This is a genomic window from Bradyrhizobium sp. MI1.4 (assembly GCF_055811315.1).
The window spans coordinates 41,134-66,743 of sequence record NZ_JBVVPP010000011.1; the positions used below are offsets into that span (position 1 = coordinate 41,134).

The 25,610-nt window shown below is 64.9% G+C and carries 22 protein-coding genes and 1 pseudogene; 9 read left to right on the top strand and 14 right to left on the bottom strand.

From position 1 onward, the window contains the following. Positions 1-42 precede the first annotated feature (42 nt). Positions 43-1,137 carry a catalase family protein gene (locus AC0L23_RS15205; RefSeq protein WP_085385215.1) on the top strand — a complete coding sequence of 365 codons (1,095 nt, stop codon included), beginning with the start codon at positions 43-45 and terminating at the stop codon, positions 1,135-1,137. A gap of 5 nt (positions 1,138-1,142) precedes the next feature. Here the strand turns inward: AC0L23_RS15205 and AC0L23_RS15210 are convergent, their stop codons facing one another. After that, positions 1,143-4,214 carry an ATP-binding protein gene (locus AC0L23_RS15210; protein ID WP_085385145.1) on the bottom strand — a complete coding sequence of 1,024 codons (3,072 nt, stop codon included), beginning with the start codon at positions 4,212-4,214 and terminating at the stop codon, positions 1,143-1,145. Positions 4,215-4,416: 202 nt separating this feature from the next. Here AC0L23_RS15210 and AC0L23_RS15215 point away from each other — a divergent pair, with 202 nt between their 5' ends. Then, entirely contained in the window at positions 4,417-4,596 is a 180-nt protein-coding gene (locus tag AC0L23_RS15215) for a hypothetical protein (protein ID WP_085385144.1), read from the top strand. Positions 4,597-4,800: 204 nt separating this feature from the next. On the opposite strand, the gene AC0L23_RS15220 is transcribed toward AC0L23_RS15215, so the two are convergent. Beyond that, on the bottom strand, positions 4,801-5,232 hold the full coding sequence (locus AC0L23_RS15220) for a hypothetical protein (protein WP_085350233.1): 432 nt from the start codon (positions 5,230-5,232) through the stop codon (positions 4,801-4,803). Positions 5,233-5,566: 334 nt separating this feature from the next. Between AC0L23_RS15220 and glgC the strand changes: the two genes are divergently transcribed. The 3 genes from glgC to AC0L23_RS15235 are packed head-to-tail and all read left to right on the top strand — an operon-like array spanning position 5,567 to position 8,578. Then, positions 5,567-6,829, top strand: coding sequence for a glucose-1-phosphate adenylyltransferase (gene glgC, locus AC0L23_RS15225; RefSeq protein ID WP_007613273.1), 1,263 nt, complete (start codon positions 5,567-5,569; stop codon positions 6,827-6,829). Further along, a complete protein-coding gene (glgA, locus tag AC0L23_RS15230; protein WP_085385142.1) occupies positions 6,826-8,280 on the top strand; it encodes a glycogen synthase GlgA in 1,455 nt (484 codons plus the stop codon). Before glgC ends, glgA begins: the two co-directional genes overlap by 4 nt. A 37-nt stretch (positions 8,281-8,317) precedes the next feature. Continuing rightward, entirely contained in the window at positions 8,318-8,578 is a 261-nt protein-coding gene (locus AC0L23_RS15235) for a SemiSWEET transporter (RefSeq protein WP_018457471.1), read from the top strand. A 44-nt stretch (positions 8,579-8,622) separates the two neighbouring features. Here AC0L23_RS15235 and AC0L23_RS15240 read toward each other — a convergent pair. Further along, positions 8,623-9,419, bottom strand: a pseudogene (locus AC0L23_RS15240) (DODA-type extradiol aromatic ring-opening family dioxygenase). A 158-nt stretch (positions 9,420-9,577) separates the two neighbouring features. Between AC0L23_RS15240 and AC0L23_RS15245 the strand changes: the two are divergent. Further along, on the top strand, positions 9,578-9,757 hold the full coding sequence (locus tag AC0L23_RS15245; protein ID WP_007601069.1) for a hypothetical protein: 180 nt from the start codon (positions 9,578-9,580) through the stop codon (positions 9,755-9,757). A gap of 15 nt (positions 9,758-9,772) precedes the next feature. Here the strand turns inward: AC0L23_RS15245 and AC0L23_RS15250 are convergent, their stop codons facing one another. After that, on the bottom strand, positions 9,773-11,233 hold the full coding sequence (locus AC0L23_RS15250; protein ID WP_085385141.1) for a carboxylesterase/lipase family protein: 1,461 nt from the start codon (positions 11,231-11,233) through the stop codon (positions 9,773-9,775). Between the two features lie 81 nt (positions 11,234-11,314). Continuing rightward, entirely contained in the window at positions 11,315-11,560 is a 246-nt protein-coding gene (locus AC0L23_RS15255; protein ID WP_018457468.1) for a hypothetical protein, read from the bottom strand. A gap of 191 nt (positions 11,561-11,751) precedes the next feature. On the opposite strand from AC0L23_RS15255, the gene AC0L23_RS15260 reads away from it, so the two are divergent. From AC0L23_RS15260 to AC0L23_RS15270, 3 genes are all read left to right on the top strand, one after another. After that, a complete protein-coding gene (locus tag AC0L23_RS15260; protein ID WP_085385140.1) occupies positions 11,752-14,442 on the top strand; it encodes a flavin-containing monooxygenase in 2,691 nt (896 codons plus the stop codon). Between the two features lie 128 nt (positions 14,443-14,570). Continuing rightward, the gene (locus AC0L23_RS15265; RefSeq protein WP_018457466.1) at positions 14,571-14,843 is read left to right on the top strand and encodes a hypothetical protein; all 273 of its coding nucleotides are present in this window, start codon (positions 14,571-14,573) and stop codon (positions 14,841-14,843) included. Between the two features lie 88 nt (positions 14,844-14,931). Continuing rightward, positions 14,932-15,237, top strand: a complete 306-nt coding sequence (locus AC0L23_RS15270) for a hypothetical protein (protein ID WP_018457465.1) — start codon at positions 14,932-14,934, stop codon at positions 15,235-15,237. Positions 15,238-15,256: 19 nt separating this feature from the next. Here AC0L23_RS15270 and AC0L23_RS15275 read toward each other — a convergent pair whose 3' ends face one another. The 9 genes from AC0L23_RS15275 to AC0L23_RS15315 form a co-directional block, all read right to left on the bottom strand. Continuing rightward, positions 15,257-15,412: a hypothetical protein gene (locus AC0L23_RS15275; RefSeq protein ID WP_198957668.1), complete on the bottom strand. Its 156-nt coding sequence runs from the start codon at positions 15,410-15,412 to the stop codon at positions 15,257-15,259. Positions 15,413-15,524: 112 nt separating this feature from the next. Further along, complete coding sequence (locus tag AC0L23_RS15280) at positions 15,525-16,040, bottom strand: septal ring lytic transglycosylase RlpA family protein (protein ID WP_085385139.1); 516 nt, start codon at positions 16,038-16,040, stop codon at positions 15,525-15,527. Between the two features lie 93 nt (positions 16,041-16,133). After that, positions 16,134-16,355, bottom strand: coding sequence for a hypothetical protein (locus AC0L23_RS15285; RefSeq protein ID WP_026233375.1), 222 nt, complete (start codon positions 16,353-16,355; stop codon positions 16,134-16,136). Between the two features lie 30 nt (positions 16,356-16,385). Continuing rightward, a complete protein-coding gene (locus AC0L23_RS15290; RefSeq protein ID WP_085360697.1) occupies positions 16,386-17,636 on the bottom strand; it encodes a DUF1501 domain-containing protein in 1,251 nt (416 codons plus the stop codon). Between the two features lie 2 nt (positions 17,637-17,638). Next, positions 17,639-19,090, bottom strand: a complete 1,452-nt coding sequence (locus AC0L23_RS15295) for a DUF1800 domain-containing protein (protein ID WP_085385138.1) — start codon at positions 19,088-19,090, stop codon at positions 17,639-17,641. Positions 19,091-19,260: 170 nt separating this feature from the next. Continuing rightward, on the bottom strand, positions 19,261-21,777 hold the full coding sequence (locus tag AC0L23_RS15300) for a M56 family metallopeptidase (protein WP_085385137.1): 2,517 nt from the start codon (positions 21,775-21,777) through the stop codon (positions 19,261-19,263). Further along, complete coding sequence (locus AC0L23_RS15305; RefSeq protein ID WP_018457458.1) at positions 21,774-22,166, bottom strand: BlaI/MecI/CopY family transcriptional regulator; 393 nt, start codon at positions 22,164-22,166, stop codon at positions 21,774-21,776. The genes AC0L23_RS15300 and AC0L23_RS15305 overlap by 4 nt, the downstream gene beginning before the upstream one ends. Before the next feature lie 260 nt (positions 22,167-22,426). Beyond that, positions 22,427-24,079 (bottom strand): NAD-dependent malic enzyme, encoded by a 1,653-nt coding sequence (locus tag AC0L23_RS15310; RefSeq protein WP_085385136.1) that lies wholly within the window; start codon positions 24,077-24,079, stop codon positions 22,427-22,429. Positions 24,080-24,392: 313 nt separating this feature from the next. Continuing rightward, positions 24,393-25,388 carry a tripartite tricarboxylate transporter substrate-binding protein gene (locus tag AC0L23_RS15315; protein ID WP_085350245.1) on the bottom strand — a complete coding sequence of 332 codons (996 nt, stop codon included), beginning with the start codon at positions 25,386-25,388 and terminating at the stop codon, positions 24,393-24,395. Between the last annotated feature and the right edge of the window lie 222 nt (positions 25,389-25,610).

The following is a 25,610-nucleotide window of genomic DNA, read 5'->3' on the forward strand; positions in this document are numbered from 1 at the left end:
GCTTGCAATGGGAAGGCGACCTTCGGGCTGGAGATCAGCGCCATGTCAGCCGATCAGTATCTTCGTTACGATCCGTCCGTCGAACACATCCTGCCGGAGGAAGCGGCGGCGGTCGAGGAGATCGTTGCTTCGATTTCGCGAACGAGTGATCGCACTTTTCGCAAAGACAAGCATGGGACCCGGCAGCAGCACGCCAAGGGCGCCGGCTATCTCCGGGGCGAGCTGATCGTCTACGACAATTTGCCGGATCATCTGCGCCAAGGCCTGTTCAAGCAGGCTGGCCACTTCCCGATCATCGTCCGCCTCTCCACCGCATTCAACAGGAGCGATCGTGTACGTTCGCCGCGAGGGTTTGCCATCAAGGTTTTGGGTGTGACGGGGGCTAAGGCGCTCGGCGACGACGATTCGACGAACCAGGATCTCCTGCTCGTCAATCACCCCAGCTATTTCGCGGATGCGATGGCCTATATGCGCGCACAGCACAAGGTCGAGCACACCCTGTTCCTGCCTGATCTGGCGTACGGACCCATAGGCTTTTTGGCGCGCGCCCTGGTCGCCGCATCGGACAGAACAGGCATTCCGATCCCGATCGTCTTGAAAGCGCTCGGTGATGCCGGCAGCAACATCCTCGGAGAGACCTTTCACACCGAGGGTGCATTGCGGTTTGGCGATTATATCGCAAGGCTTCGCCTGATGCCGATGTCGGCGTCGGTTCGCCAACTCACCGGCCGACCCTGCCACGATGCCGATGATGCCGTGCTGAACAGCGTCGTTGCCTTCTTCAAGGATAATGCGGCCGAGTACGAATTATTCGCCCAGCTCTGCACCGACCTCGAGCGCACACCGATCGAAGATGCCTCGATCGACTGGCCTGAAGACGTCGCGCCGCCGCAAGCACTCGGCAAGATCACGCTTCCGCGCCAGACCGCCGACAGCCCCGCGCGTCGCGTCTATTCCGACGAGGTGCTTTCGTTCGATCCATGGCGATGTCTCGCCGCGCATCGGCCGCTCGGCTCGATCATGCGATTGCGCAGGGATGCCTACCGTGCCTCCCGCACGCTGCGGCAGCAGCAAAATCAATTCAAGGTCAAGCAACGGCCCGGCGAACCGCGAGAGATCGCGGACCTGCCGGATTGAGCCGATCAGCGTCCCGCAATATCGGGCCCGGTGTCCCGGCCTGCGTCGAAAAAGGATGCCGAGCGCAGCGGATCATTGGGATCAAGCGTCTCTGCCAGCGATGCGATCACCTGGCAGGAGCGGTCCCGCCACTTGGCAGCCCTTTGCGCTTGTCCGAGGCTCTCATAGAGCCCCGCGGTCGTGCGGTAAACCCGCCAGGTGGCATGCGGCAACCTGGCATGGCGGAGGATCGACATGGCCGCCGACAGATGCCCGCCGGCGAGTTGCGCATCGTGCTTCAGCATCGCAATTCTCGCCATGGCCTCGTAGCACAGCGCGAGAAACGGCCGGTCAGGTGCCGCGCTCGTCACCTCGTGAAACTGGCTGGCCGAGCCCTGGGCACGGTCCAGATCGCCGATCGCGATCCAATAGTCGCAGCAAGTCAGCAGATAATGGGGGATGACCAGCGACTCCATCGGCACCCGGTCGACCTCCATTCGCCGCTCCATCGCATCGAGATGCTGCCGCGCCCGAGCCAGGTCGCCCATCCTGACATAAGCTCGCGCCAGCAGATTCCTGCCAACGAAGAAGGTGAACGGATTGGCCTCGATCATCGGGCCGAGCGCATCCTCCGCACGCCGTGACGCGCTGCCATATTCCTCCGCCTCGGAGTACAGCCATCCGATCGCGAGATGACACAGCGCGACGGCCTGCGGATTTGCATTCCGCTCCGAGATAGCCAACGCGGAGACGAGGTTTCGTTGCGCCTGGCCCCATTCGCCGAGATAAATCTGGGCAAACGCCTCGACAGATTCATAAAGCACGAACAGATAGACGTCACCGACCAGGCGGGCGAGCTCCTTTCCCCTGGTCGTCGCATCGCAGCAGGCCGGATAATTCGCGCGCAGAAACTCCAGCACCATTTCCATCGAGCAGCGTCGCAGCCGCATGCTCAGATCCTGCTCTCCGGTGATCAGTGCTGACGCACGCTCGGCAAGGTCCGCATTCTCACGATCCCAGCCGCGGAGCATCAGCTTCAGATTGGCAACGTTGCCCTGGACCAGAGCGCTGAATGCGGCGTCGTCGATCGCCCTGCTTTTGATAAGGGCCTGTTCCGCAACAGGCAGGCTCTGGCGCCGATCGACGTAAAGACAGAATCTGCTGAGATCGACCAGCGCGTTCACCTCTTCGCGCACGTGCCCGTTCTCCGCCGCGTGCGCCACGATAGCGCTGAGATCCTGCAGGGAATTCAGGAAATCTCCACTGGCCCGCCAGGCCCAGGCGCGCTGAAGCAGCAACTTCAGACGTGTCGTCACCCGAAATTCCGGCGGCAGATGCGGCACCAGCTCCAAGGCGCGGGACAGGTAATTGGCGGCCTCGCGCGTGCTAAACCTTCGCGCCGAGCCCTCGGCCGCCGCGCCCAGATAATGCATCGCTTTCGGGAAATCACGGCCCAGTTCGAAATGGCGCGCGACAACGGCGGCGATCTCCGCAGCCTGCGGCCCATAGCCCTGCTCGAGCCCCGCCCCAAGCAGCGCATGGGTTTTCGCGCAGCGCGCTGGTGCGAGCCGCTGGTAGAGGATCTCCTGGTAAAGCGCGTGCTGGAACGCATAGCGACCGGAGACGCTTCCGTTCGGCCACTCGGTCATGCCGGCCCCGACGATAATGCGATCGGTCCGTGCCAGGTCCTCGCACATCTGCTCGACATCCAGCACGGGACGGTCCAGCGCACCGGCGATATGGAGCGCGGAAAACTCCGCTCCCGCCGCACTGGCGACCTCGAGCAGGCAGCGCTCGTCCACGGTGAGGTGATCGATCTGCTGCTTGATCATTCCTTCCAGATCGCGCGGCATGCTGTCATGCGAGGCCGCGTCTTCGCTGACCAGCCGCCAGCCCAATTCGTGCTCGACCAGTGCACCCTGCGCCACGAGATGATCGAGCAGAGACGACACGAACAGAGGATGCCCCCCGGTTCGCGCGAAGATGCGCTCGACCAGCTCTCTGGCGAAATCGGCCGAGCTGAAGCGCAGGGACAGATAGCGTTCGACATCGGTGCCGGTGAGTCGATCGAGCGCGAGCTCGGTGGCGTGTCCGTGAATCCGCAAGTCCTGATGAACGGCACGGATAGGATGTCCGCCGACGGCGACTTCCATCGGCCGGTAGGTGGCGAGCACGAGGATAGAAGCCCTCCGATCCCGCCGCGCCAGCCGGGAGAGCACATCCACGGTGGCAAAGTCGCTCCAATGCAGATCTTCCAGGATGATCACCCATGGTCGCGTGACAGCGAGATGTTCCATGAGATCGGAAAATTCGCGCAGCATGCGCTCCCGCGTTGCGCCAAAGACCTCATGCTGGAATGTGGCCCGCTCTGCTTCGCCGAGGAAACCGGGCATCTGCGCGAGCCAGGTCGGCGCGTGCTCGCGGATGGACGTCAGCAGCGATGCTCCATCGGTGCGACGGCAGCACTCGTTCAGCGCTCCGATCAGCGGAAGAAAGGCCTCATGGGTGCCGAACAACTCGTTGCAGCTACAATGCAGCACGCCCAGTCCCTGCTGGTTCATCCTGTCGAGCGTCATTTGCAAGAGGGTGGTCTTGCCGATCCCGGCCTCGCCGGTGATGAAGACGACCTGACGCTGTCCGGTGCGAGCGAGTTGCAATGCCTTCTCCAGCGTGTCGAGTGCCCCGGTGCGCCCGACTCTCCAGTGCCGGCGTCGATCGACGACCTGCTCCGTGACGGAAGCGGTCTCTTCTTCGGGCGCCCGCTCGATCGCAGGCAAGTCGGCGGTCGCGACCGGCGCAATGAAACGATAGCCGCGCCGCGTGACCGTCTCGATGTAATTGGGGGACTGCCTGTCGTCGCCGAGCACCGAGCGTAGCGCGTTCACGGCAACGGCGAGGCTCGACTCGCTGACGTGCAGATCGGACCAGACCGCGTCGAGCAACTCTTCCTTGGTGACGAGCTCACCGGGCCGACCGACGAGATAGCAAAGAACCTCGAACGGCTTCGGCGCCAGCGCGATCCGCTCCCCGCCTCGCCACAACAGCGCGTTGGCACGGTCGAGGCAGAATTCACCAAAGGCAAGCGCGTCTCTACGCACGGCTCAGACCCCCGGATGCTCGCCCATCTTAAGGGAAAGCTCAGCCAAATGTAAGGACGCGATAAAGACCTGCGCCCTGCGCCGGCACTAGCATTGGCCTGTCCATTTCAGAGACGCCGGCAAGGCGTCGGACGGCCTTTTCATCACGCTGTCATTTCAGTCGGCAGGCAGTCGATGCCTGAATTTTGGCAAGGAGTTGGCCATGAGCATTCTAAAACATCTGGCGATCTCGCCTCTCGCTTTTGCCATTCGCCATTACGACATCAGGGTCATATTGGGCCTCACCGTCCTCAGCCGCATCTTCCTCGTCGCCATCTACCTTGCGTGCGGCGCCCCGGGCCTGTCCGAGTTCGATCTCGCCAACGCCATCGCGCTGCCATGAGCTCGGGACCGCTCGAATGGAGCATCGAGATCGCGATCATCGTCGCGATCTGCATCGGGATTGTCGTGGGCGGGCATGGCCGGCTCGTCGTGCCGCATCACCGGGTTCAGCGCGCGCAAGCCGATCGGGCCGCTTGCATTCAGCGGCCCTCAAACCTCTTCAGCGTCGTCGCCCTGCGGCGAGCGGGTCCGCCCGTTTGATCGATCACCAATACGCGCGGTGATAGTGCCGGTAATACGGCCGGTAGTAGCCGTAACGAGGGCCGAAATACGGGCGGTAAGGCCGATAGTAGCGCGGATAAGCATAGGCCGGACCATAGCCGTAATAGGCCGGCGCATAGCCGTAGCCATAGCCCGGGTATCCGTAGCCGCCATAATAGGGCCCGCCGCCATAGTAGCCATAGCCATAAGGCGCGCTGCTGGCGATGGCACCTGCGATGATCGCGCCAGCGGCAAGGCCGCCGAGACCCCATCCAAAACCTCGGCCGCGCCAGTGCACCTGCGTGACATCGTCGCCGACGGCGGCCTTCATGGTTGCGACATTGGTGGGCAGCGGAGCCGCCGCCACCTGCTGAATCCCCCCCGCCATGACCGCGGCGGCGAGCGAACCGGCGACTGCCGTTTTCCAGACCCTCATCGTCTTACTCCTTTCTGACGTTTGGCTTGGACATGGATCGCAGCGCCATCATCGGGCATCCTGGCGCGAGGTCAAAGCCTCGAGTTTTGCGTGCACCGCACAAGACGCATGCCTCCATTCTGATCAACCGGTACCTGACGGGCTCCACAACCTCGCCGCGAGTGACACCGGCAGGACGGTGCCTGGGGCCCGATCACGCGGCAAAGCATTAAGCTTCCGGCGCATTCGCAACCAACAACCACCTTCCCGATTTACTATTCGTGCCGTTACTATCGGTTCCAAATGAGCGCGGCCGGGAGGCTTCTCGCGAGCGCAAGAGTTGTGGGAGGATGACATGAGTGCCGCGAGACCCGAGCCGCTTGCCCGTCAGGCGCTGGCGTTTGTCCTGGCCGGCGGACGCGGCAGCCGGCTGCTGGAGCTGACCGACCGTCGCGCCAAGCCTGCGGTCTATTTCGGCGGAAAATCCCGCATCATCGATTTCGCGCTGTCGAACGCGGTGAACTCGGGCATCCGCCGCATCGCCGTCGCCACCCAGTACAAGGCGCACAGCCTGATCCGGCACCTTCAGATGGGCTGGAACTTCTTCCGCCCCGAGCGCAACGAGAGCTTCGACATCCTCCCGGCGAGCCAGCGCGTCTCCGAAAACATGTGGTATGTCGGCACGGCCGATGCAGTCTACCAGAACATCGACATCATCGAATCCCACGCCTGCCGCTTCATCGTCGTTCTCGCCGGCGACCATATCTATAAAATGGATTACGAGGTGATGCTGCGCCAGCACGTCGACAGCGGCGCCGACGTCACCGTCGGCTGCCTGGAGATGCCGCGCCAGGAATCTTCCGGCTTCGGCATCATGCATATCGACGAGAACGGCTGGATCAAAGAGTTCCTGGAAAAGCCGAAAGATCCGCCGCCGATGCCGGGCAAGCCGGACGTTTCGCTCGCCAGCATGGGCATCTACGTGTTCGACGCAAAATTCCTGTTCGAGGAGCTCAAGCGCGACGCCGAGGATCCGAATTCCAACCACGATTTCGGCAAGGACATCATCCCCTACCTCGTCAAGAACGGCCGCGCCATGGCGCACCAGTATTCGACCTCCTGCGTCCGCTCCGGCAGCGACCCCCGCGCCTATTGGCGCGATGTCGGCACGGTCGACGCCTATTGGGCCGCCAATATCGACCTCACCGACGTGGTGCCCGAGCTCGACTTGTTCGACAGCGCGTGGCCGATCTGGTCCTATTCGGAGATCACACCACCGGCAAAATTCGTCCACGACGAGGAGAGCCGGCGCGGCCAGGCCGTGAGCTCGCTGGTCTCGGGCGGCTGCATCATTTCCGGCGCCTCGCTGCGGCGCTCACTGCTGTTCACCGGCGTGCGCGTCAACTCCTACGCCAATGTCGAGAACGCCGTGATCATGCCCTATGTCAATGTCGGCCGCGGCGCGCGCCTGAAGAACGTCGTGATCGATCGCGGCGTCGAGATCCCGGAAGGGCTCGTCGTCGGCGAAGATCCCGAGCTGGACGCAAGACGCTTCCGCACCACCGAGCAGGGCATTTCGCTCATCACCCAGCCGATGCTCGACAGGCTCAATACATGACGCCTGTTCGCGTCCTCGCGGTCGCCTCTGAAGTCTATCCCATCGTCAAGACCGGCGGCCTCGCCGATGTCGCGGGCGCGCTGCCGATTGCGCTGAAGGCACATGGCGTCGAGATGCGCACCTTGATGCCGGGCTATCCCGACGTGATGCGGGTGCTGGGGGGAGCCGACGAAATCCGGCGCTGGCCGGACTATTTCGGCGGACCCGGGCGTCTGCTCGCCGGCTCGCATGACGGCCTCGATCTGTTCGTGCTCGACGTGCCGCATCTCTACGTACGGCCTGGCAACCCCTACGTGACGCCCGAAGGCGTCGACTGGCCGGACAATGGCGTGCGGTTCGCCGCGCTCTCGCGCATCGCGGCCGATATCGGCCACGGCCTCGTTCCCGCCTTCGTGCCCGACGTGGTGCATGCCCATGACTGGCAGGCCGGGCTCGCGCCGGCCTATCTGCACTATGACAACAGGCCGCGGCCGGCCACCGTGATGACCATCCACAACATGGCCTACCAGGGCAAGTTCGTGCCCGAGCTGATTGGTTCGATTGGCCTGCCCTGGCGCGCCTACGGCGTCAACGACCTCGAATATTTCGGCGGCATCAGTTTCTTGAAAGCCGGCCTGCAATTCGCCGATCGCATCACCACGGTCTCGCCGACCTATGCGCAGGAGATCCAGACCGACGAGGGCGGCATGGGGTTCGGCGGCCTGCTTCGCGCCCGCGCGAACGTGCTGAGCGGAATCCTCAACGGCATCGATGTATCCGTTTGGAATCCGCAAGAAGATCCGCACATCGCCTACCGCTTCGGCGCGGAGGACCTCACGTTCCGGGCCGCGAACAAGGCGGTGCTTCAGCAACAGTTCAATCTGGATTCCTCGGACGAAGCGCCATTGCTCGGCGTCATCAGCCGCCTGTCGTGGCAGAAGGGGCTCGATCTCCTGCTCGAGGCTATTCCGACCATTTTGCGCGAAGGCATGCAGCTCGCTTTGCTCGGCAGCGGCGACCGCGATCTGCAGGATCGCTATCAGGCCGTAGCGCGCGCGAACCCTGGCCGGATCGGGGTCGTGATCGGCTACGACGAGATCATGGCGCATCTGATCCAGGCCGGCTCGGACGCGCTCATCGTGCCCTCGCGGTTCGAGCCATGCGGCCTGACCCAGCTCTGCGCGCTGCGCTACGGCGCCGTGCCCATCGTCTCGCGGGTCGGCGGCCTCGAGGATACCATCGTCGATATCGGCGATGCCGATAAATCAGGCCGCGATGCCACCGGCTTCAAGTTCGCACCCGTCACCGCGGATGCCCTCGCCGGCACGCTGCGCAAGGCCAACATCGCCTTTCACGACAAGCTGACCTGGCGCCGGCTGCAACTGAGCGGCCTTGCGACCGACGTGTCCTGGCGCAACCGCGCCGGTGACTATGCCGCGCTCTATCGCGGCCTCATGACCGCGCGCGCCTGAGGCGCGACCATCCTCGAATCAATGCTATAGAGCCGCCATGGACCCGTTCTTGATCAAGCTGATCGGCTTTGCCGCCGCGACCTGCACCACCGTGGCCTACGCGCCGCAAGCCATCAAAGTGTGGAAGACCCGCTCCACCGGCGATATTTCGCTCGGCATGTTCCTGGTCATGGTGCTTGGGCTGGCGCTCTGGCTCGTCTATGGCCTGCTGTCGGGCGATGCGCCCCTCGTCGCCGCGAACGCCATCACCATGGTGCTCGCCGGCGGCATCCTGTTCATGAAGCTGAAATACGGGTGAGCCACTCTTCTTCACCTCTCCTCGCTTGCGGGAAGAGGAGAAGATCACCCGCCAAACACATACGACGCCATCGCGACATTCGCGACCTCGTCGACGAAGACGCGCTTGCCCGTGTCGCTGACGGCGGCGCCGGCGGCCACCATCAGCGGCAGCAGATGATCTTCGCGCGGATGGGCCAGGCGCGCACTCGGCGCGTTCTCCCAGTCAACCAGCATCGCGTTGCGCCGCGCCGCGTCCTTGTGGCTGATCGCCTCGTTCAGGTAAGCCTCGAAATCATACGAGACCGGCTTCGACTCGGCACGGCCGAACCCGCGCATGTTGTGATAGGTGAGTCCGCTGCCGACGATCAGAATGCCTTCGTCGCGTAGCGAGGCAATCGCCTGCCCCACCCTGATGTGCTCGGCCGGATCGTAACTCGATCTCAGCGACAGCAGCACGATCGGCATGTCGGCGTTCGGATACATCAGCCCGAGCGGCACGAAGGTGCCGTGATCGAACCCCTGGTTGGGATCCTCCCGGCAATCAACACCCGCGCGCGTGAGCAGCGCCTTTACCTCCGCGGCGAGCTCGGGCCGCCCCGGCGCCGGGTATTTGAGGTGATAGGTGTGCTCGGGGAAACCGTGATAATCGTACACCATCGGCGGATGCGCGGAAGTCGACACGGTGAAGGCGTCAGCCTCCCAATGTCCTGATATGACGAGCACGGCCTTGGGCCTCTCCGGCAAGAGCTGTGGCAGCCGGCCGAACGCCTCGGCGGTTTTCGGTATTGCACCCGCCTGTCTTCCATGAACGGCCACGGACCGCCGCCATGCGACAGGAAGAAGGTGGGAAATCGCACCATGGGCGAAGGCTCGTTTCGTTGGCAACATGCGCGTGCGAGCTGCCCGCGCGATCGGCCGCGAGCATAGGCAAACCCGTATGGTTAGCAAGACGTTAACGATTTGCTGCCCAGAATCCCGGGCGTAGCCGAAGGAGTCGGCCAGCAGCCAGGGACGTGAAATGAAGAAGTTTGCGTTGGGGGATGTCGTCAACAGTGACAAGGGCCGCCGCGGCGTCGTTCGCGCCGCCTACAAGTCGAAGGAAGGCCAGCAGTTCTACGCCGTCGAGAAAGACGGCGCGATGGATTATCTGGAGGAAGACCGGCTAAGCCCGGCGCCGCGCGTCGAGCTCGCGGCTTAAGTCCAACTCATCCCTCTAATGCGCGAACCGGTCCAGACGCTCCGACCAGGGGTCGTCTCCGCTCGCGATGCCATCGTTCGCGATCAGCAGCAGGCGATCGCTGCCTGCGGCCGAATCCCAATGCGGCAGGTCCGCACCGTTGGGATCGCCGCTCCTGGCGAAATTGATCCAGTAGGCGCGCATGCGATTTGCGACCTCGCGATCGGCTCCTGACAAGATGCCTGCACCGGGCATGCCTTCGACGCCGAAGATGAACTGCAATTCCCGCCCGTGACCGCCCTCGGGGTTTGCGCGCCGTGCCTCCGGCACATAGGTGAAGCGATAGCGAAAGGTCGGCGCACCGCTGGCGGCATGCAGGCGCGCCAGCAGTCTCACTGGCTCGGAGAAGACCCTGTCGGTGTAGAACCTTGCCGCGCGGTCCGAAGGTCTGGCGAGATCGGGATAGAGCCTGCGCAGCTCATCGCTGGTGGTGCCTGACGATGCCAGCTCTTCCCGGATATCCAGCTCGCCGTCGAAACCGGTCTCGTCGTCGTTCGAGCCAATGATCAAGGGGATGCGGCTCTCATGTCCAGCTGCGAAGCCCGCGGCGACCTCCTCGCTCACCAGACTCCCATCGATCGTCGGCGCGAAGCTGCGCGGCGATTTTTCCAGGAAATGTTTTTCGACGGCAAGCAGGCGTTGCGGTTCGGCTGTACGTAAATCGGCCTGTCGCCCCAGCACCGCCACGAATTGCCGCCCCACAATTTCGGCCTCTTGTGCCGAACGCAGGCGCGCACGGCCGGGGATCGATTGCAGAATGGCTTTCTGGAAGAGATCGCGCGATTGCTCCGACAGCATCAGCAGCGCGATCGACGTTGCGCCTGCGCCACTGCCGAACAAGGTGACGTTCGTGGGATCACCGCCGAAGGCCGCGATGTTGTCGTGCACCCAATGCAGCGCCGCGATCTGGTCCATCAGGCCGAAATTGCCGGAGCCGCCTTCCGACAGCGCGGGATCGCTGAGCCAGCCGAACGCGCCGAGGCGAAAATTCACGGTCACCACGATGAGGCCGGCTTGCGCGAGCCTGGCACCGTCGAACAGCGGATCATTCGCGGTGCCGCTGACGAAAGCGCCGTCGTGGATGAACATCATCACCGGTAGCGGGCCGTCGACCCCGAACGGACGAAACACGTTCAGCGTGAGGCAATCCTCGCTCGATCCCGGCAGCGAGGGCTGAAGACACGGCGCGCCATAGGCATAGGCGGTGCGCATCTCCGAGCTCTCGGGTGCAGCCTGCGGCGGACGCCAGCGCAGCGGTCCGATCGGCGCGGCCGCATAGGCCAGCCCCTTGAACGAGGCCACCTCGCCTTCGACGGCGCCAAGCATCTGTCCTTCGCGCGTCAGCGCAAATGGAAACTGGCCGACTGGCTGGGCCACGACCGAGCCGGCGCAACAGAGGACGAGAGACGTCGCAAAAAGCGCGAACACAGACCGCATCTTCGGAGCATCTCGACGCGCGGAAGGATTTTGGGCAGGTTATGTCCGTGGCCCGCCGCGAAGCAAGCGCCGCGGCTGCGCCTAGCTCCGCTTGGCGGCAAGCTCCGCCAGTGCGTGCCGTGCGATGATGCCGAGCTCGCCGAGCGTGGAGTGACCGGACCGCGCCGCCTCGATCAGCCGCTCGGCGATGAACCTGCGGCTGTCGTGATCGCCGCCGTGAGGCAGTTGGCGGCACGTCTCCTCCAGGACGACGTCCATGTTCGCTTTGGTCCGCTCACTCAACTCTGTCATGACGCCCGTTTGCACGCGTGGCAAAAACAAGAGCATACACAGGTGGATCGACCCTGATTAGCCCGGGAAATCACGGCCCTTGTGCATCGCGATGCGTGTGCCGCCGCAACATTCACGCGGCCATGATGAAGCCGCAAATGGCTACCGAAGATTGCACATGCCGTGATGACAAGCCGAACCTGCAGCGATAGCCTGCGGGCAAAATAAAACACACGGGAGGAAATGCCATGCCTGATGCAATGGTTGCTGCACGTACTTCGGACACGGGGCGCGGAACCAGCCAGCAGGTCGATGTTGCCGTGGTCGGTGCCGGATTTGCCGGCCTCTATCTTCTGCATCGGCTGCGCAAGGCCGGCCTGACGGCGGTCGGCCTCGAAGAAGCCGGCGACGTCGGCGGCACCTGGTACTGGAACCGATATCCCGGCGCGCGCTGCGACATCCAGACCATCGATTACAGCTACACCTTCGATCCCGACCTCGAGACCGCCTGGACCTGGTCGGAGAAATACGCGACCCAGCCCGAGATCCTGCGCTATCTCGGCTTCGTCGCCGACCGCTACGATCTCAGGCGTGACATCCGCTTCAAGACCAAGGTCACGGAAGCGAAATGGGACGAGGCGATCGAGCGCTGGCAGCTCACCACCGACAATGGCGCAGCGGTCTCCTGCCGCCATTACATCATGGCCACCGGCTGCCTCTCGGCGCCGAAGCCGCCGGAGATCGACGGCGTGAAGGACTTCAAGGGCGAGGTCTATTTCACCGGACGCTGGCCGCATGACGGCGTCAATCTCGCCGGCAAGCGCGTCGCGGTGATCGGCACGGGATCGTCGGCCATTCAGTCGATCCCGCTGATCGCCGAGCAGGCTGCGCACCTGACCGTGTTCCAGCGCACGCCGAATTTCGCGCTTCCGGCGCACAACGGTCCCGCGCCGTCCGATCGCATGAGCCTGCTGCAAGGCGATCGCGCGGCCTATCGCGAGCAGGCGCGCCAGTCGATGGCCGGCGTGCCCTATCCGCAGCAGACGGTCGTGAGCTGGCAATTAAGCGATGCCGAGCGTCGTGAGCGGTTCGAACGCGCTTGGGCGGCCGGCGACCTCGTCCACATCCTGACCCAGCTCTGGGCCGACCAGGCGGTCGACATCGACGGCAACAAGATCGTCCAGGACCTGATCCGCGAGAAGATCCGCGCCGCCGTCAAAGACCCCGAGACCGCCGCGGCGCTGATGCCGGACGATCATCCGTTCGGCGCCAAACGCCCCTGCCTCGATACCAACTATTACGCGACCTACAACCGGCCGAACGTCACGCTGGTCAATCTGCGTCAGGAGCCGATCAAGGCGATCACCGCAAGTGGGATCACGACGGCCAAGCGCAGCGTCGACGTGGACGTGATCGTGTTCGCGACCGGCTTCGACGCCATGACCGGCGCGATCCGCGCCGTGCATCCGATCACCGGACGTGGCGGCAAGTCGCTCACCGACGTCTGGGCGCAGGGGCCGCAGACCTATCTCGGCCTCACTGTCGCAGGCTTCCCGAACTTCTTCATGATCACCGGTCCCGGCAGCCCGTCGGTGCTGTCGAACATGGCGGTGTCAATCGAGCAGCATGTCGACTGGGTCGTCGACCGGCTCAAAGCATTGCGCGACGGCGGCTTCACCACGATCGAGCCGACCGAGACGGCGCAGGCCGGCTGGAACAGGCACATGGCCGATTGCTCGATGGTGACGCTGCACCGGCTCGCCAACACCTGGTACACGGGCGCCAACGTGCCCGGCAAGGTGCAGGGCCTGATGCCCTATACCGGCGGCGTCGGTCCCTATCGCAGCATCTGCGACGAGGTGGTCAGCCGCGGCATGCTCGGCTTCAAGCTGACCGGCCCCGACGTCGCCGCGCAAAGCAATGACGGCGAGGTGGTGCGGCTGCAGCCGGACGTGCGGCTGGTGCTGAACCTGCTGGCGTCACTCAACCTGCCGCCGATCGAGTCGATGGGCGCCCTCGGCGCCCGCGCCTTCGTCGACGAGTTCAACAAGGGCCGCCCGGCGGGACGGCCGATCGGCGAGATCGTCGACGGCACCCTGACAGGCGCCGACGGTCCGCTGCCTTACCGGGTATACCGGCCGGCAACGCCGGGGCCGCATCCGGTGGTGGTCTATTTCCACGGCGGCGGCTGGGTGCTCGGCGACGAGCAGTCGGACGAGCCGTTCTGCCGCGACATGGTGCGGCGGACCGGCATGATGCTGGTCAGCGTCGGCTATCGTCATGCGCCCGAGCATCGTTTCCCGGCCGCGGCCGAAGACGGCTATGCGGCGACGCGCTGGATCGCCGAGCACGCCGCCGAGCTCGGCGGCAGGCCGGGCCCGGTGCTGGTCGCGGGCTGGAGCGCCGGCGGCAACATCGCCGCCGTCACCTGCCAGCTTGCGCGCGATCGCGGCGGCCCTGAGATCGCGGGCCAACTCCTGATCTGCCCGGTCACCGACTGCACCTTCGACCGCCCCTCCTACAACGACAATGCGACCGGCTATTTCCTGACGCGCTCGCTGATGTACTGGTTCTGGGACCTCTACTGCTCGCCGACCGACCGCACCGATCCACGCGCCTCGCCGCTCCGCGGCAAGGTCGAAAGGCTACCGCCGGCCTTCGTCGTCACCTGCGAATTCGATCCCCTGCGCGACGAAGGCATCGCCTATGCCGAGGCGATGGCAGCCGCCGGCGTCCCGGTCGAGCAACTTAAGGCGCGTGGCCATTTCCATTCGTCCTTCACGATGGTGGACGTGATCATCACCGGCGCGCCGGGCCGGGTGCAGATGGCCGAGGCCTTGCGGCGCTTTGCCGGGCTTCCGCCCGAAGTTGGTCGCGGCGATGAGACCAGCCACGGGCACACCAGCCCGGGCCATAAAATCGCGGCGGCCGCGAGCTGAAAGCAAACATTTGCCGGGAACTATTTCCCGGTCATCGCGTTTGGTGCTGAGGCATTGAGATGCAGTAATGGGTGTAGGCCCCGGTACGCACGATCGTGTGCCGGGGTCTTTTTGCGTGAGGCGGGACGATGGGGGACGTGGTTGGGGATTCAAAGGTCGACTTTGGTGTCCTTGCGGTGCTGCATAAATGGCCGTCGCTTGCGAACCAGCGACGGTCGGACCGAGCGTCCTACCAGGTGATCGAGGGTACGCTCGACGAATGCATCTCGGCGTTCATGGCGAAGCCGGCGGCGACCAGGCATCTCTATGAGATCCGCACCATCGCGCAACCGCCGCTGGTCACGGACATTCTCTCGCCCGAGCACATCACGGAGCTGGCGCGGCTGCGCGAATTTCTCTGATCCTCGCAGAAGCACCGGCTGAGCGCGGGAACCTTCTGCCGGTTTTTCCCGTTGATGGTGATCGGAAGCGAAGGCGTGAGTGCCTCACATGCTTGAAGCCGGCGTGCCAGCCCCTGTCGTGCCCTATGGCGCAGACCAGACCCTGTTCGTGGTGATCGACCGCCTCGACAAGGCGACCGAAATTCGTGTCGAGCGAAGCGATCTCGACGCTACGATCGGCGAGCTCGTCGCTGGCTGCTTCAACGACCCCATCAAGGTCATCTCGTTCAACACGCTGGAGCACTGGATGAAGGACATCTCGACCGATGTCGCCGGCGAGATCCGGGCGCGCTGTGACATTGATGGCATGACGCTGCCGGATTATCTCAGCGACTTCGTCGAAAGCCACAGCTGAGCGCGCATGGGGATGAGAATCAGGCGCGCCCGTACTTGCCGGCGATGACCTCGATCTCGCGGCGGCGTTCGTGCGCGAAGGTCAGGAGCTTTTCGATCGTCAATGTATCCGTGATCCGTTTGGCCAGCCGCTCGGCGCGTGCGGCCTGATCTTCGAGATACTGGATCGTGGTCAAACGCCGCCTCCCAAGAGCTTAGATCTAGTCCCGAATGATTGGGTATCCATGGTGGGCTTGAGGCGGCTAACAGCCGGTTAAGCACAGCGCTTCGGATCGATGCAGCCGCAAATTATTGCACCACGTCGAGCCGGACATTGGTGACACCCTTGTCGACCATGCCGAGCGCCTCCGCCGCGGAGGGAGAGACGTCGACCACGCGTCCGCGAACATACGGCCCGCGATCGTTGATCCTGACGGTGACGAAGCGGCCGGATGAGACATCGGTGACGCGCAGCTTGGTGCCGAACGGCAGGCTGGGATGGGCCGCGGTCAATTCGTTCTTGTCGAACCTCTCGCCGCTCGCCGTCTCCGTGTCCGAATAGAAACTGGCGACGCCGTGGGAGACGCTCTGCTTTGCATCACCGTCGGGGATGCGCGCCCGGCTGATCGGACGCGGATGCAGCGCCGCCACCCTGTGCGGTCGTTCGACAGCGGCCTGGCGGTGGGTGCCGAGATCGGCCTTCTGGCGGCCGACCGGCGATTGCGCACACGCCGCAAGCGACGCCGCGCCGATGGTGGCGAGCAGGATCCGGCACAGGCTTGCCGGCGAAATCCGGGCATTTTCGGCACGTGCAAAGCAAGACATGATGCGCCCTCCGAATGGCCCCGAGTTTCGGTGGGCAATGAGGGCAGAACCTTGTCGGAACGAAAGCGCGCCTGAGGCCGCAGCCGTTTCGGGTTAGCTGTGGCGATTCCACCACACTGGCTTGTCCTGAATCGAGACAGGCTCGTGGGATAAGCCCGATACGACGCGCCAGATCGGGCGCGTCTCCGGCGGAACCTCGTCAGGTTCGGCGCCGCTCCTCGAGAGCCGCGCGAGCTCGCGCCGATAGAGCCGCTGCCAGCCGGTCTTCAAGCTGGCGAGAAAGTCGAGCTCCCGTTGTGTCAGCGTGCACATCATGAACCCGAACCGGTTGCGAGAGCCGCGTCGTCAGCCGACGAGGCCTCCCATCGGTTTGACGTCGGCGCTGCCCGGGAAGACGGCTTCTGCGAGCACCTTCTCCTCGACGCGCAGATGATCCCTCAACAGGCCTTTCAGCACCGCGCGCAAATCCGTGGTCGGCTTGAGATCGCGATCCTCGAAGAGTTGCGCCGGCTTCAGACCGGGCCAGTCCGCGATCACGCGACCACCGTTGAGCCCGCCGCCGATCAGGAAAGCGACCGTGCCCGTGCCGTGGTCGGTACCCTGCGTACCGTTGATGCGCGCGGTTCGCCCGAACTCGGTGACAACGGCCACGACTGTTTCGCGCCACGCTTCGCCCATATTGCTCTCGATCGCGGCAAAGGCGCCGTCGAGCGCACCGAGCAGATTGTAGAGCTGGCCCGAGGCCACGCCCTCGGCGATGTGCGTATCCCAGCCGACGAAGCCCATGGCGCCGACACGCGGGCCGTCAGGCTTGGCGAGATAGCGCGCGGCCGTGCCGGCGGCTTCGGCGAAATAGGCGCGCACGCGCGCGATGCCGGGCGGCGGCAAGGTCGGATCGTCGGACATCGGATCGCCCGCGCCTGGTGCGCCGCCGAGCGAAGCGAGCCGCATGCGGGCCTGGAGCACGGTCGCAAGCTTCGGATCGGTGTGCTGGTAGAGATCGAGCAGGCGGTTCTGCGTGTCCTCGCTCGCCGGCAACAATCTCTGCGGCACCCATGTCATGACGGGCGCCGAACCGCGCACCACCAGCGGCGTCACGGAGCCGATGCCGAGCGCGCGGCTGCCGCGCGGGTCGACACGCCCGCTGGATTCCAGCGCGAGCAGCGCGCGGTTGAGCCATCCCGAGCTGGTCATGCCCGGCTTGACGAGCCCGCTTTCCAGCACGTCCTGGCCGTCGAAATGCGAACGCTCGCGATAGGGCGTCGCGGCGGCATGGACGATTGCGGCCTTGCCGCTCTTGTAGAGCCGATGCAGATTCGGCATCGCCGGATTGAGCGCGAAGAAGGCATCGAGCGGCAGCGCGGGCGGCTTGCCGTCCAGCACCAGCGCACGATCGCCGCGCAAGGAGATCCAGTCGGGATCGCCGACCGGCGCAACCGCGCCAAGGCCGTCGAGCGCGCCGCGCAGCACAATGACCAGCAGGCGCGGATCGCGCCCTTCGGCACGCGCGATCCGCGGCATCTGGCTCCACGCGAACAGCGCGCCGGAGCCGACCAGAAGCTCGCGCCGCGTGGGCAGATGATGGTCAAAGCCCATGGTCACCTCCTCTGGAAATCCGCCGACATGAACAACAGCGCGAGCGCCTGCTGCCGGCTCTCGGCGCGGCCGACGGCCTGCTTCACCTCGGGTGATATCTCCGATGCGAAGACGTCCTCGATGATCGCCTGCGGATCAGCCGTACCGGCGAGGCGCTCGGCAAAATTGTTGGCGATGTCGAGCCGCCGGCCGACGCCGTCGATCCAGCTCGCCTCGTCGTCCGGATAGCCCTTGGGCGCGGATGGACGCCACAGCGCCTCGCCGAGCAGCTCCAGCCCGCCGGTGAAGCGGACTGGATCGACCGTCGTGGCGCCGGTCGCGCGCACCATGCCAACGCCCCACTCGCTGGGACGCTTGAGCTTCGACGGCGGCCCGCGCCAGGCCTCGTCCGAGGACACCATCGCGATCGCGACCTGCTTAAGATCGCCCTCGGTGTCGCGAAAAGTCTTCGCCATCTGCTCGATCAGCACAGGCGGCGGCTCGTCGGCGACGAAATGGCGCGCGAGCTTGGTCGCGATATGGGTTGCGGTCGCCGGATGCGCGGCGAGATCGCGCAGCACCGCGCGGCCCTGCTCGGCATCCTCCTGCTCGTAGCGCTTGCCGAGCACGGTTTGCCCGCCGGGCTCGTGCAGCCGCGGATTGAAGGTGAATTCGCCACCGTGCTCGGGATTGTCGCCGGGCGGCACCAGCGTCCAGCCGGTCAGCACATTGGCGAAGCTGATGACATCGTCCTGGGTGTAGCCGGTGCGCACACTGAGCGTATGCAGCTCCATGATCTCGCGCGCGATGTTCTCGTTGAGGCCGCGGCTGCGGTTGATGCCGGCGATCGAATTCGCGCCCATCGAGCCGAGATTGTCGAGATAGAACAGCATCGCCGGGTGACCTTCGACGGCCAACAGGAGATCGACGAAGCGCCCGAGTGCGTTGGCGCGAACGGCTTCGCGCTCATAGGCCCCGGACATGCTTTGGATCTTGTTGGCCGAGATGCAGAAATGGTTGGACCAGAACCACACCAGCCGCTCGCCGAAGCCGATCTCGGCGGTAAGCGCGGCTTCCGTGCGCAGCTTGGCCTCCTGCAAATAGATCGGACGTCCGGGATCGGGAATGGCATCGGCCGCCTGCTTCGCCGCCATCTCGGCGGCGTCCTTGTCCGCTCCCTGCCCTTGCGTCTGGTCTTCCGACATAGTCGGCGTCGCCGCCACCTGCTGCTTCTTGGCCTGCTGCTGGGCCTGCTTGGCGCGCGCGGCGCGCCGCGCATTGGCATCGGCTACGGTGCGATAGGCCTTTGAGCTGGAGGGAAGGCTGGCGGCAGCGTTCAGGACGAGCGGCCGGCCGAGCTCGGCGATCAGCGCGCCACGCGGGTCGGCCCCGACAGCCGCGATCGATCCCGGACGCGGCCCCATCCCGAAGCGATGAAGCGCCAGCACAACTTCGGCCTTTGCAGGATTGCTCATCGCGAACGCCCAATTCCCTCGAGCCTGCCGACGGTACCTCGCGCGAGGCTACAGCCTGTAATGCTACGCAACGTAGCATTAGCGGCTCGGGCTTGCAAGCAGAGATTGAGACGTTCCGTACGATACCGCGAACCGCCGATCCGCGTGAGGGACGGCCGCCCGCAACGCTGCTAGAAATTCGGCCCGAGCGCGATCTTGGTGATCGTGCCGTTCCTGATGCCGATGCGCCATTCCGCCGAGCCGTTGGCGAACTGGGCGATGTAGATGTCGCTGTCGAGCGCGGTGACGCCGCGGAAAGAGACCGCACGCAAGGCGCCAAGCTTCGCCAGGATGGCCTGGTCGAACGGAAGCTGCTGCCGCGTGATGCCGGCGACTTCGGAGGTCATGTGCTCGTAATCCGGCTCGCCCTTGCCCACCCCCGCGATATAGCGGCGCAGCATCTCCTCGCCATTGGCGATCGGAACAGCGCGGCGCGCTGCGCGACCCGGACGCGCGCCGAGGTTCGAAGCCTCGACATTGTGGAAGCGCGTCTGCCGGCCCGGCATCAGGACCTCCAGGCACCGCCCCGACTTGTCGGCAATCACCCAGGGATTGTTCACGGTAGTGGTGGCAGCCCAGCTCATGTTGGGCCTGACGACGCTCTCGGCCTTGCGATTGCCGTCGGCATCGAGATTGAAGACGCGGATGTCCTCGCCCATCTCGTTGTAGACCATGATCCGGATCGGCGAGGTGCCGGCGCGGCCGCGCACATTCGCCTCCTCGGCGCAGGGGACGATGCCGCCGAGTTCGTCATTTCCGTCGGCCCGGAAGAGTACATCACCGGCCTTGCCGTCAGGCTCGAGCAGCAGACGGAATTCCGCCGTGCCGTTCTCGAACTTGGCGCCATAGATGTCGTAGCCGCCTGGTCCGACGCCGCGGAAGAACAGCGACTCCACCGGGCCGAGGGCGACGAACGTCCTGTGCAACTCGTCAACCTCGCGGTGGACCTTGGCGGCGAGCAGTGCGCTCATGCGGTCGTAGTTTGGCGTGCCGCTGCGCAGATCCTCGATCCCGCGCAGGATCATCTCCTTGCCCCCGGCGACGGGGACCTGCTCGCGGAAGCGGTCCGGGACTTCCGCGACACGACGCGCGAAGTCGGCCTCGATCGCCTGCGCCACCGCCGCATCGATCCGCGGCGCGAGACGGGCGCCGAAGACCGCGTTCTGGATCAGGACGCGCGAGATTTTGGCTTGCTCGTCGCGCAGGAAGACCAGCAGATTGTCGCCATGGATCGAGAAGGCGTCGGCACCCTCACTGAGGAGCGCAGCCCGGCCTTGCACGGTTTCCTGCACGTGGAGCCGATCTCCGTCGCGGCGCACGGTGAGCACGCGGTTCGGCGCGACCCTGTACCAGCCGACATACTGATCGAGCGATCCGGAATCAGCCGCCGCGGTCGGCATCTCGGCGACGCGAAGTGCGCGGATGTCGCGTCCATTCATGCGCAGCACCAGCTCGGCGGAGCGACGCTCCGCATCGAGCGGGAACGTGATCTCACCGGAGGAGGCGGGGTAGGACGCGGTGCCGTCACCGCCCACCATCAGGCGCAATTTGCGTTGCCCGGTGAGCTGGCCGTAAACCTCGTCACCTTCGCGGAAGATGGCAAACACCGAAGCCGGGCCCATGGCGTAGAAGTTGACGAAGGGGCGGTAATGCTGGGCCGGCACCTCTCCACTATCCGCGGCGAGCGGCGCAGGCTCCGGGGTGCGATAGGCGATCATGCCGGCGGACACGATCACGGCCGGGACGATCGCGGCCGAGATCCACGCCCGCTTGCGCCAGCCGACCGCGACGGGCATCGCGGCGGTCGCGATGATGCGCTCGACGCGGGCGCGCACGGTCGAGGCCCGTGCCATCGCGAGCTCGACCGGCCGCGGGTTTACCGTGCTTGCGAAATCAAGCAGGATTTCCGCATAGGACAGCCGGTCGTCGATCACCTCAATGGCCTCGGCGTCGCTGATGATCTCGGCAAGTTCGGCAAGACGCGCGAGCTGCCACCAGGCGAACGGGCTGAACCAGAACACCGCGCGATTGAGGGAGGCGAGCAAGAGGATATGGAAATCGCGGTTGGCGACATGCGCGCCCTCATGCGCGAGCACCGCGAGGCGCTTCTTCGGGTCCCAGCCGGCAAATTGCGGCGGCACCAGAATGGTCGAGCCAAACGTGACGGGACCGCCGACCTCGCGGCTGACGCGCACATCGGCATCGACCAGGTGCAGACCGTTGACCGGCCTTGCCGCGCGCGCGAGGCGCCAGGTCAGACAGAGGCCGATGGCCAGCCGCAGCAGCAACAGGCCGGCAACGCCGGCATGGACGATTGTGGCGATCAGCCACCAATTGATTGAGACGCCGTTCTTCGACGGCGGAATCGCCGCGCCGGGCGTCATCGGCTGCATGGGCTGCGGCATCTCGAACGTCGAGATATCAGCCGGCATGACATCAGCCGGTACCGATACCGGCGATGGCAGCCGGGTGATCGTGACCGTCGGCCAATGCATCACGAACGGCATCGCCAGCGACGCCAGCAGCACGACGACCCACGCCGTCATGTGGACGTGCGGATTGCGCACGCGAAACAGGTTGAGGCCGAACCAGACGACGCCTCCCAGCACAAGGGAGCGCAGCGCCGCCTCCGCCAGAGTTGCGATCATTCTTTCTTCACTCCCCTCGCCTTCTTCGCCTTGGCCACCTGGTCGGCCAGTGTGCGCAACTGCTGCTGATCGAGCATCGCATTGTCGACCATGCCGACGAGGACCTCCTCCATCGAGCCGTTGCAGAACCAGTCGACGATGCGCTGCACCGCCTTGGCCGCAACCCGCGCGCGCTCTTCGGCTGCGTGGTAGACATAGGTGCGTCCGTCCACCGTGTGCCGAGCATAGCCCTTTTCTTCCAGCCGGCGCAGCACCGTGCGGACTGTCGATTCCTTCAGCCGACGCGACAGCTTCTCGCGCACAATTTCGGCCGTCACAGGACCATGGGCCCAAACCAGTTGCATGACCTCGTGCTCGAGGTCGCCCAGTTCGGGCAAACGATCGTCCATGGCGGCTTACCTTGATTGAATTTCTTGTAACGCTACAGAGCGTCGCATATACGGCCGCGCCGCGCAACCGGGTTTCTACCTGAAATGGTATCGCGTGCTGACCTAACGTGGCTTGCTTCAAGCGGTCGTCGTGCCCGGGCTTGTCCGGGGCATCCACGTTCTTCGTACCATCCGGCGAGGCGTGGATGGCCGGGACATAGGCGAGCGGAAGCGACGCCGTCCTTCGGACGGCTATGCCCGGCCATGACGAGGCGGAGGCCTCAGTACTGCGGCTCGTACATCTGGGACTGAACCAGTCCCTTCACGTCGTTCGGCGCGGGTCCGTCCGCGAGCCCGCGCTGAAAGGCGACATCGGCGACGGCGGCGGCGATACGCACCGAGACTTCGCGGATGCGTGGCAGCGCCGGGTAGAGGCTGCCTTGCGCGAGATCGTCCTTGCCGACGCAATCGGCGAGCGTATGGGCGGCCGCCATGAACATCTCGTCCGTGACCAGCCGCGAGCGGCTGGCGATGACGCCGAGGCCGACGCCCGGGAAGATGTAGGAGTTGTTGCCCTGGCGCGGCACGAAGGTTCGGCCGTTGAGCTTGACGGGGTCATACGGACTGCCGCAGGCAAACAGCGCGCGGCCTCCGGTGTAGCGGTAGGCGTCCTCCGCCGAACATTCGGCCTTCGAAGTCGGATTGGAGAGCGCGAACACGATCGGCTGCTCGTTGAGCTCGGCCATCGCCTTGAGCACGTCGGGCGTGAAGGCGCCGCCGACCGCGGCGACACCGATGATCGCCGTCGGCTTCAGCGTCCTGATCGCGGTGAGGAAGTCGGCGATCGGCGCCTGGTCGGCATGGGCGTAACGGAGCTTGTGACCGGACAGGCCTTCGCGTCCGCCGACCACGAGGCCGCGCGAATCCACCAGCCAGTTGCGCCGGAGCGCTTCCGCCTCGGAGGCGCCCTCCGCCATCATGGCGGACGTCACGAGATCGGCGATGCCGGTCGCGGCCTCACCCGCGCCTAGGAACAGGATGCGCTGATCCTTCAGCTTGCCGCCGTTGACGCGCAGCGCCGAAAACAGGCCGGCGAGCGCCACCGCAGCCGTGCCCTGGATGTCGTCGTTGAAGACGCAGGCCTCATCGCGATATTTGTGCAGCAGCTTGAACGCCGAGTGGTTGGCGAAATCCTCGAACTGGATAAGCACACCGGGAAAGGTCTTCCGCGCGGCGACCATGAACTCGTCGACGAAGCTGTCATAGGCCTCGCCCGTGAGCCGCCGCTCGCGCAAGCCGAGATAATACGGGTCTTTCAGCAGCTCTTCGTTGTTGGTGCCGACGTCGAGCACGATCGGCAGGCACGTTTCGGGATGCACGCCGGCGCAGGCCGAATAGAGCGAGAGTTTTCCAACCGGAATGCCCATGCCGTTGGCGCCGAGATCGCCGAGGCCGAGGATGCGCTCGCCATCGGTGACGACGATCAGCTTGGCCGGATAGGGCCAGTTCTTCAGGATCTCGGCGATCTGGCCGCGATCGCGCGAGGAGATGAACATGCCGCGTGGGCGCTGAAAGATCAGGCCGTATTTCTGGCAGGCGAGCCCGACCGTCGGCGTGTAGATGATCGGCTGGATCTCGTCGATATTGTCGACGACAACGCGGAAGAACAGCGCCTCGTTGCGGTCATGCAACGCATTCAGCGCGACATATTTTTCGAGATCGGTCGGCAGCGTGCGCAGATTGACGAGCACGCGCTCGACCTGGGTCTCCATCGTCAGCACGCAAGGCGGCAGCAGGCCGCGCAGGCCGAGATCGTCGCGCTCCTGCGCGGTGAAGGCGGTGCCCTTGTTGAGCAGGGGATCGCGCAGCAGCGCCATGCCGTGCACGGAATCGGACGATGTCGAATGGGCGCTGACCCGAGCAGGTCTATTCACGAATTCCCCCAGGGAGTTTCCTATTGAAGGGCGGGCATTGTCGGCCAGCGCTCACCTGAGATCAAGGACGCAGAAAACCGCGGCAAGCATTGTGATCCCGCACCGCAGCGAGGTTTTGGTGACGGACCGGTCGTCGTGCGCACGAAAAGGTTAACGCCGCGAGGCTGTCGTTCTCCTCATGGTGAGGAGCGCGGAACGCGCGTCTCCGGACGATGCTTTGCATCGCCGGGCGAACCACGCAGGCCCTGCTCTCGCTTGCGGCGCATCCTTCGAGACACCCGCTCCGCGGGCTCCTCAGGATGAGGCAGTGGTATTATTCCGCCTTGATGTCGGCGGCCTTCACGATCGGCCACCATTTCTCGGTCTCGGCCTTCTGGAAGGCTCCGAGCGCTGCGGGCGTCTGCTGATCGGGCGGAGGAATCTCCTGCCCCAATTCGCCAAACCGCTGCTTGACGGTGGGATCGGCAAGCACGGTGACGATGGCCGCGTTGAGCTTTGTGACGATCTCCTTCGGCGTGTTCTTCGGTGCCCAGATGCCGTGCCAGTAGGAGATGTAGAGACCGGGCAACCCCGCCTCGTCGACCGTCGGGATATCGGGCGCGGAGGCGAGCCGCGTCGGCGACGTCACCGCGAACGCCTTGATCGCACCGTTCTTGTAGTGCGGCAGCGAGTTCGAGGCCTGATCGAACATGATGTCGATCTGCCCGGCCACGAGGTCGATCATGGCGGGCCCCGCGCCGCGATACGGCACGAACTGGAAGTCGGTGCCGGTCCTCTCCTTGAAGAAGACACCGGCGACGTGGGCCCCCGTGCCGGCGCCGGCCGTGCCGGCAGTCACCTTGCCGGGGTTGGCCTTCAGCCACGCGATCATCTCTTTCAGAGTGTTGGCTTCGAGCGTCTTCCGGCCGACGATGAGCTGCGTGCCCATCGCGATCGTCGCGACCGGCTCGAAATCGGCGATCACGTCGTATGGCAGCTTGAAGATCGCGCCGTTGAGCACATGCGTGCCCCAATGGCCGATCGTGATCGTGGTGCCATCAGGCGTTGCGCGCGCGACGCGGGCGCCGGCGATGCTGCCGGAGGCGCCGGCGATGTTCTCCACCACGATCGACGTGTGCAATTCAGCGGCGATGCGTTCGGACAGGATGCGCGCCAGCGTATCGGTCGGACCGCCCGCCGCGAACGGCACCACGAGGGTGATCGGCCGCGACGGAAACGGCTGGGCGCTTAGCGGCGCGATCAACCCATAGGCGATCAGCCCAGCAATGACGATCGCATGATTATGCAATCCGGCCCACAGCCCCCGCATCAGTCTCCCCCCACGCTTTTTGTCGCCCGCATGTTGTCAGCAGGCTGGAGCCGGAGTGAACGCTGCGGCGCGGGCCGAGGCAAGCTGAAAATGATGTCGGACAGCTTAGGACATGTACTCATAAACTCGCGCTGCACTTCGTCTGAGGTCCACTCTGCCTCCGATACCGGCCGCGTTGGCGCACCTCACCCTAGGTCCGAGTTGGGCCATGTGTGGAAATCG

What these genes read in the sequence shown, in the direction of transcription:
- AC0L23_RS15265 (WP_018457466.1), top strand. Translation starts at nt 14,571, where the DNA reads ATGGGGGACGTGGTTGGGGATTCAAAGGTCGACTTTGGTGTCCTTGCG.
- AC0L23_RS15245 (WP_007601069.1), top strand. Translation starts at nt 9,578, where the DNA reads ATGAAGAAGTTTGCGTTGGGGGATGTCGTCAACAGTGACAAGGGCCGC.
- AC0L23_RS15220 (WP_085350233.1), bottom strand. Translation starts at nt 5,232, where the DNA reads ATGAGGGTCTGGAAAACGGCAGTCGCCGGTTCGCTCGCCGCCGCGGTC.
- AC0L23_RS15255 (WP_018457468.1), bottom strand. Translation starts at nt 11,560, where the DNA reads ATGCTCTTGTTTTTGCCACGCGTGCAAACGGGCGTCATGACAGAGTTG.
- AC0L23_RS15215 (WP_085385144.1), top strand. Translation starts at nt 4,417, where the DNA reads ATGAGCATTCTAAAACATCTGGCGATCTCGCCTCTCGCTTTTGCCATT.
- AC0L23_RS15205 (WP_085385215.1), top strand. Translation starts at nt 43, where the DNA reads ATGTCAGCCGATCAGTATCTTCGTTACGATCCGTCCGTCGAACACATC.
- AC0L23_RS15260 (WP_085385140.1), top strand. Translation starts at nt 11,752, where the DNA reads ATGCCTGATGCAATGGTTGCTGCACGTACTTCGGACACGGGGCGCGGA.
- glgA (WP_085385142.1), top strand. Translation starts at nt 6,826, where the DNA reads ATGACGCCTGTTCGCGTCCTCGCGGTCGCCTCTGAAGTCTATCCCATC.
- AC0L23_RS15280 (WP_085385139.1), bottom strand. Translation starts at nt 16,040, where the DNA reads ATGTCTTGCTTTGCACGTGCCGAAAATGCCCGGATTTCGCCGGCAAGC.
- AC0L23_RS15305 (WP_018457458.1), bottom strand. Translation starts at nt 22,166, where the DNA reads ATGGACGATCGTTTGCCCGAACTGGGCGACCTCGAGCACGAGGTCATG.
- AC0L23_RS15295 (WP_085385138.1), bottom strand. Translation starts at nt 19,090, where the DNA reads ATGAGCAATCCTGCAAAGGCCGAAGTTGTGCTGGCGCTTCATCGCTTC.
- AC0L23_RS15235 (WP_018457471.1), top strand. Translation starts at nt 8,318, where the DNA reads ATGGACCCGTTCTTGATCAAGCTGATCGGCTTTGCCGCCGCGACCTGC.
- AC0L23_RS15290 (WP_085360697.1), bottom strand. Translation starts at nt 17,636, where the DNA reads ATGGGCTTTGACCATCATCTGCCCACGCGGCGCGAGCTTCTGGTCGGC.
- AC0L23_RS15270 (WP_018457465.1), top strand. Translation starts at nt 14,932, where the DNA reads ATGCTTGAAGCCGGCGTGCCAGCCCCTGTCGTGCCCTATGGCGCAGAC.
- AC0L23_RS15285 (WP_026233375.1), bottom strand. Translation starts at nt 16,355, where the DNA reads ATGATGTGCACGCTGACACAACGGGAGCTCGACTTTCTCGCCAGCTTG.
- AC0L23_RS15300 (WP_085385137.1), bottom strand. Translation starts at nt 21,777, where the DNA reads ATGATCGCAACTCTGGCGGAGGCGGCGCTGCGCTCCCTTGTGCTGGGA.
- glgC (WP_007613273.1), top strand. Translation starts at nt 5,567, where the DNA reads ATGAGTGCCGCGAGACCCGAGCCGCTTGCCCGTCAGGCGCTGGCGTTT.
- AC0L23_RS15315 (WP_085350245.1), bottom strand. Translation starts at nt 25,388, where the DNA reads ATGCGGGGGCTGTGGGCCGGATTGCATAATCATGCGATCGTCATTGCT.
- AC0L23_RS15250 (WP_085385141.1), bottom strand. Translation starts at nt 11,233, where the DNA reads ATGCGGTCTGTGTTCGCGCTTTTTGCGACGTCTCTCGTCCTCTGTTGC.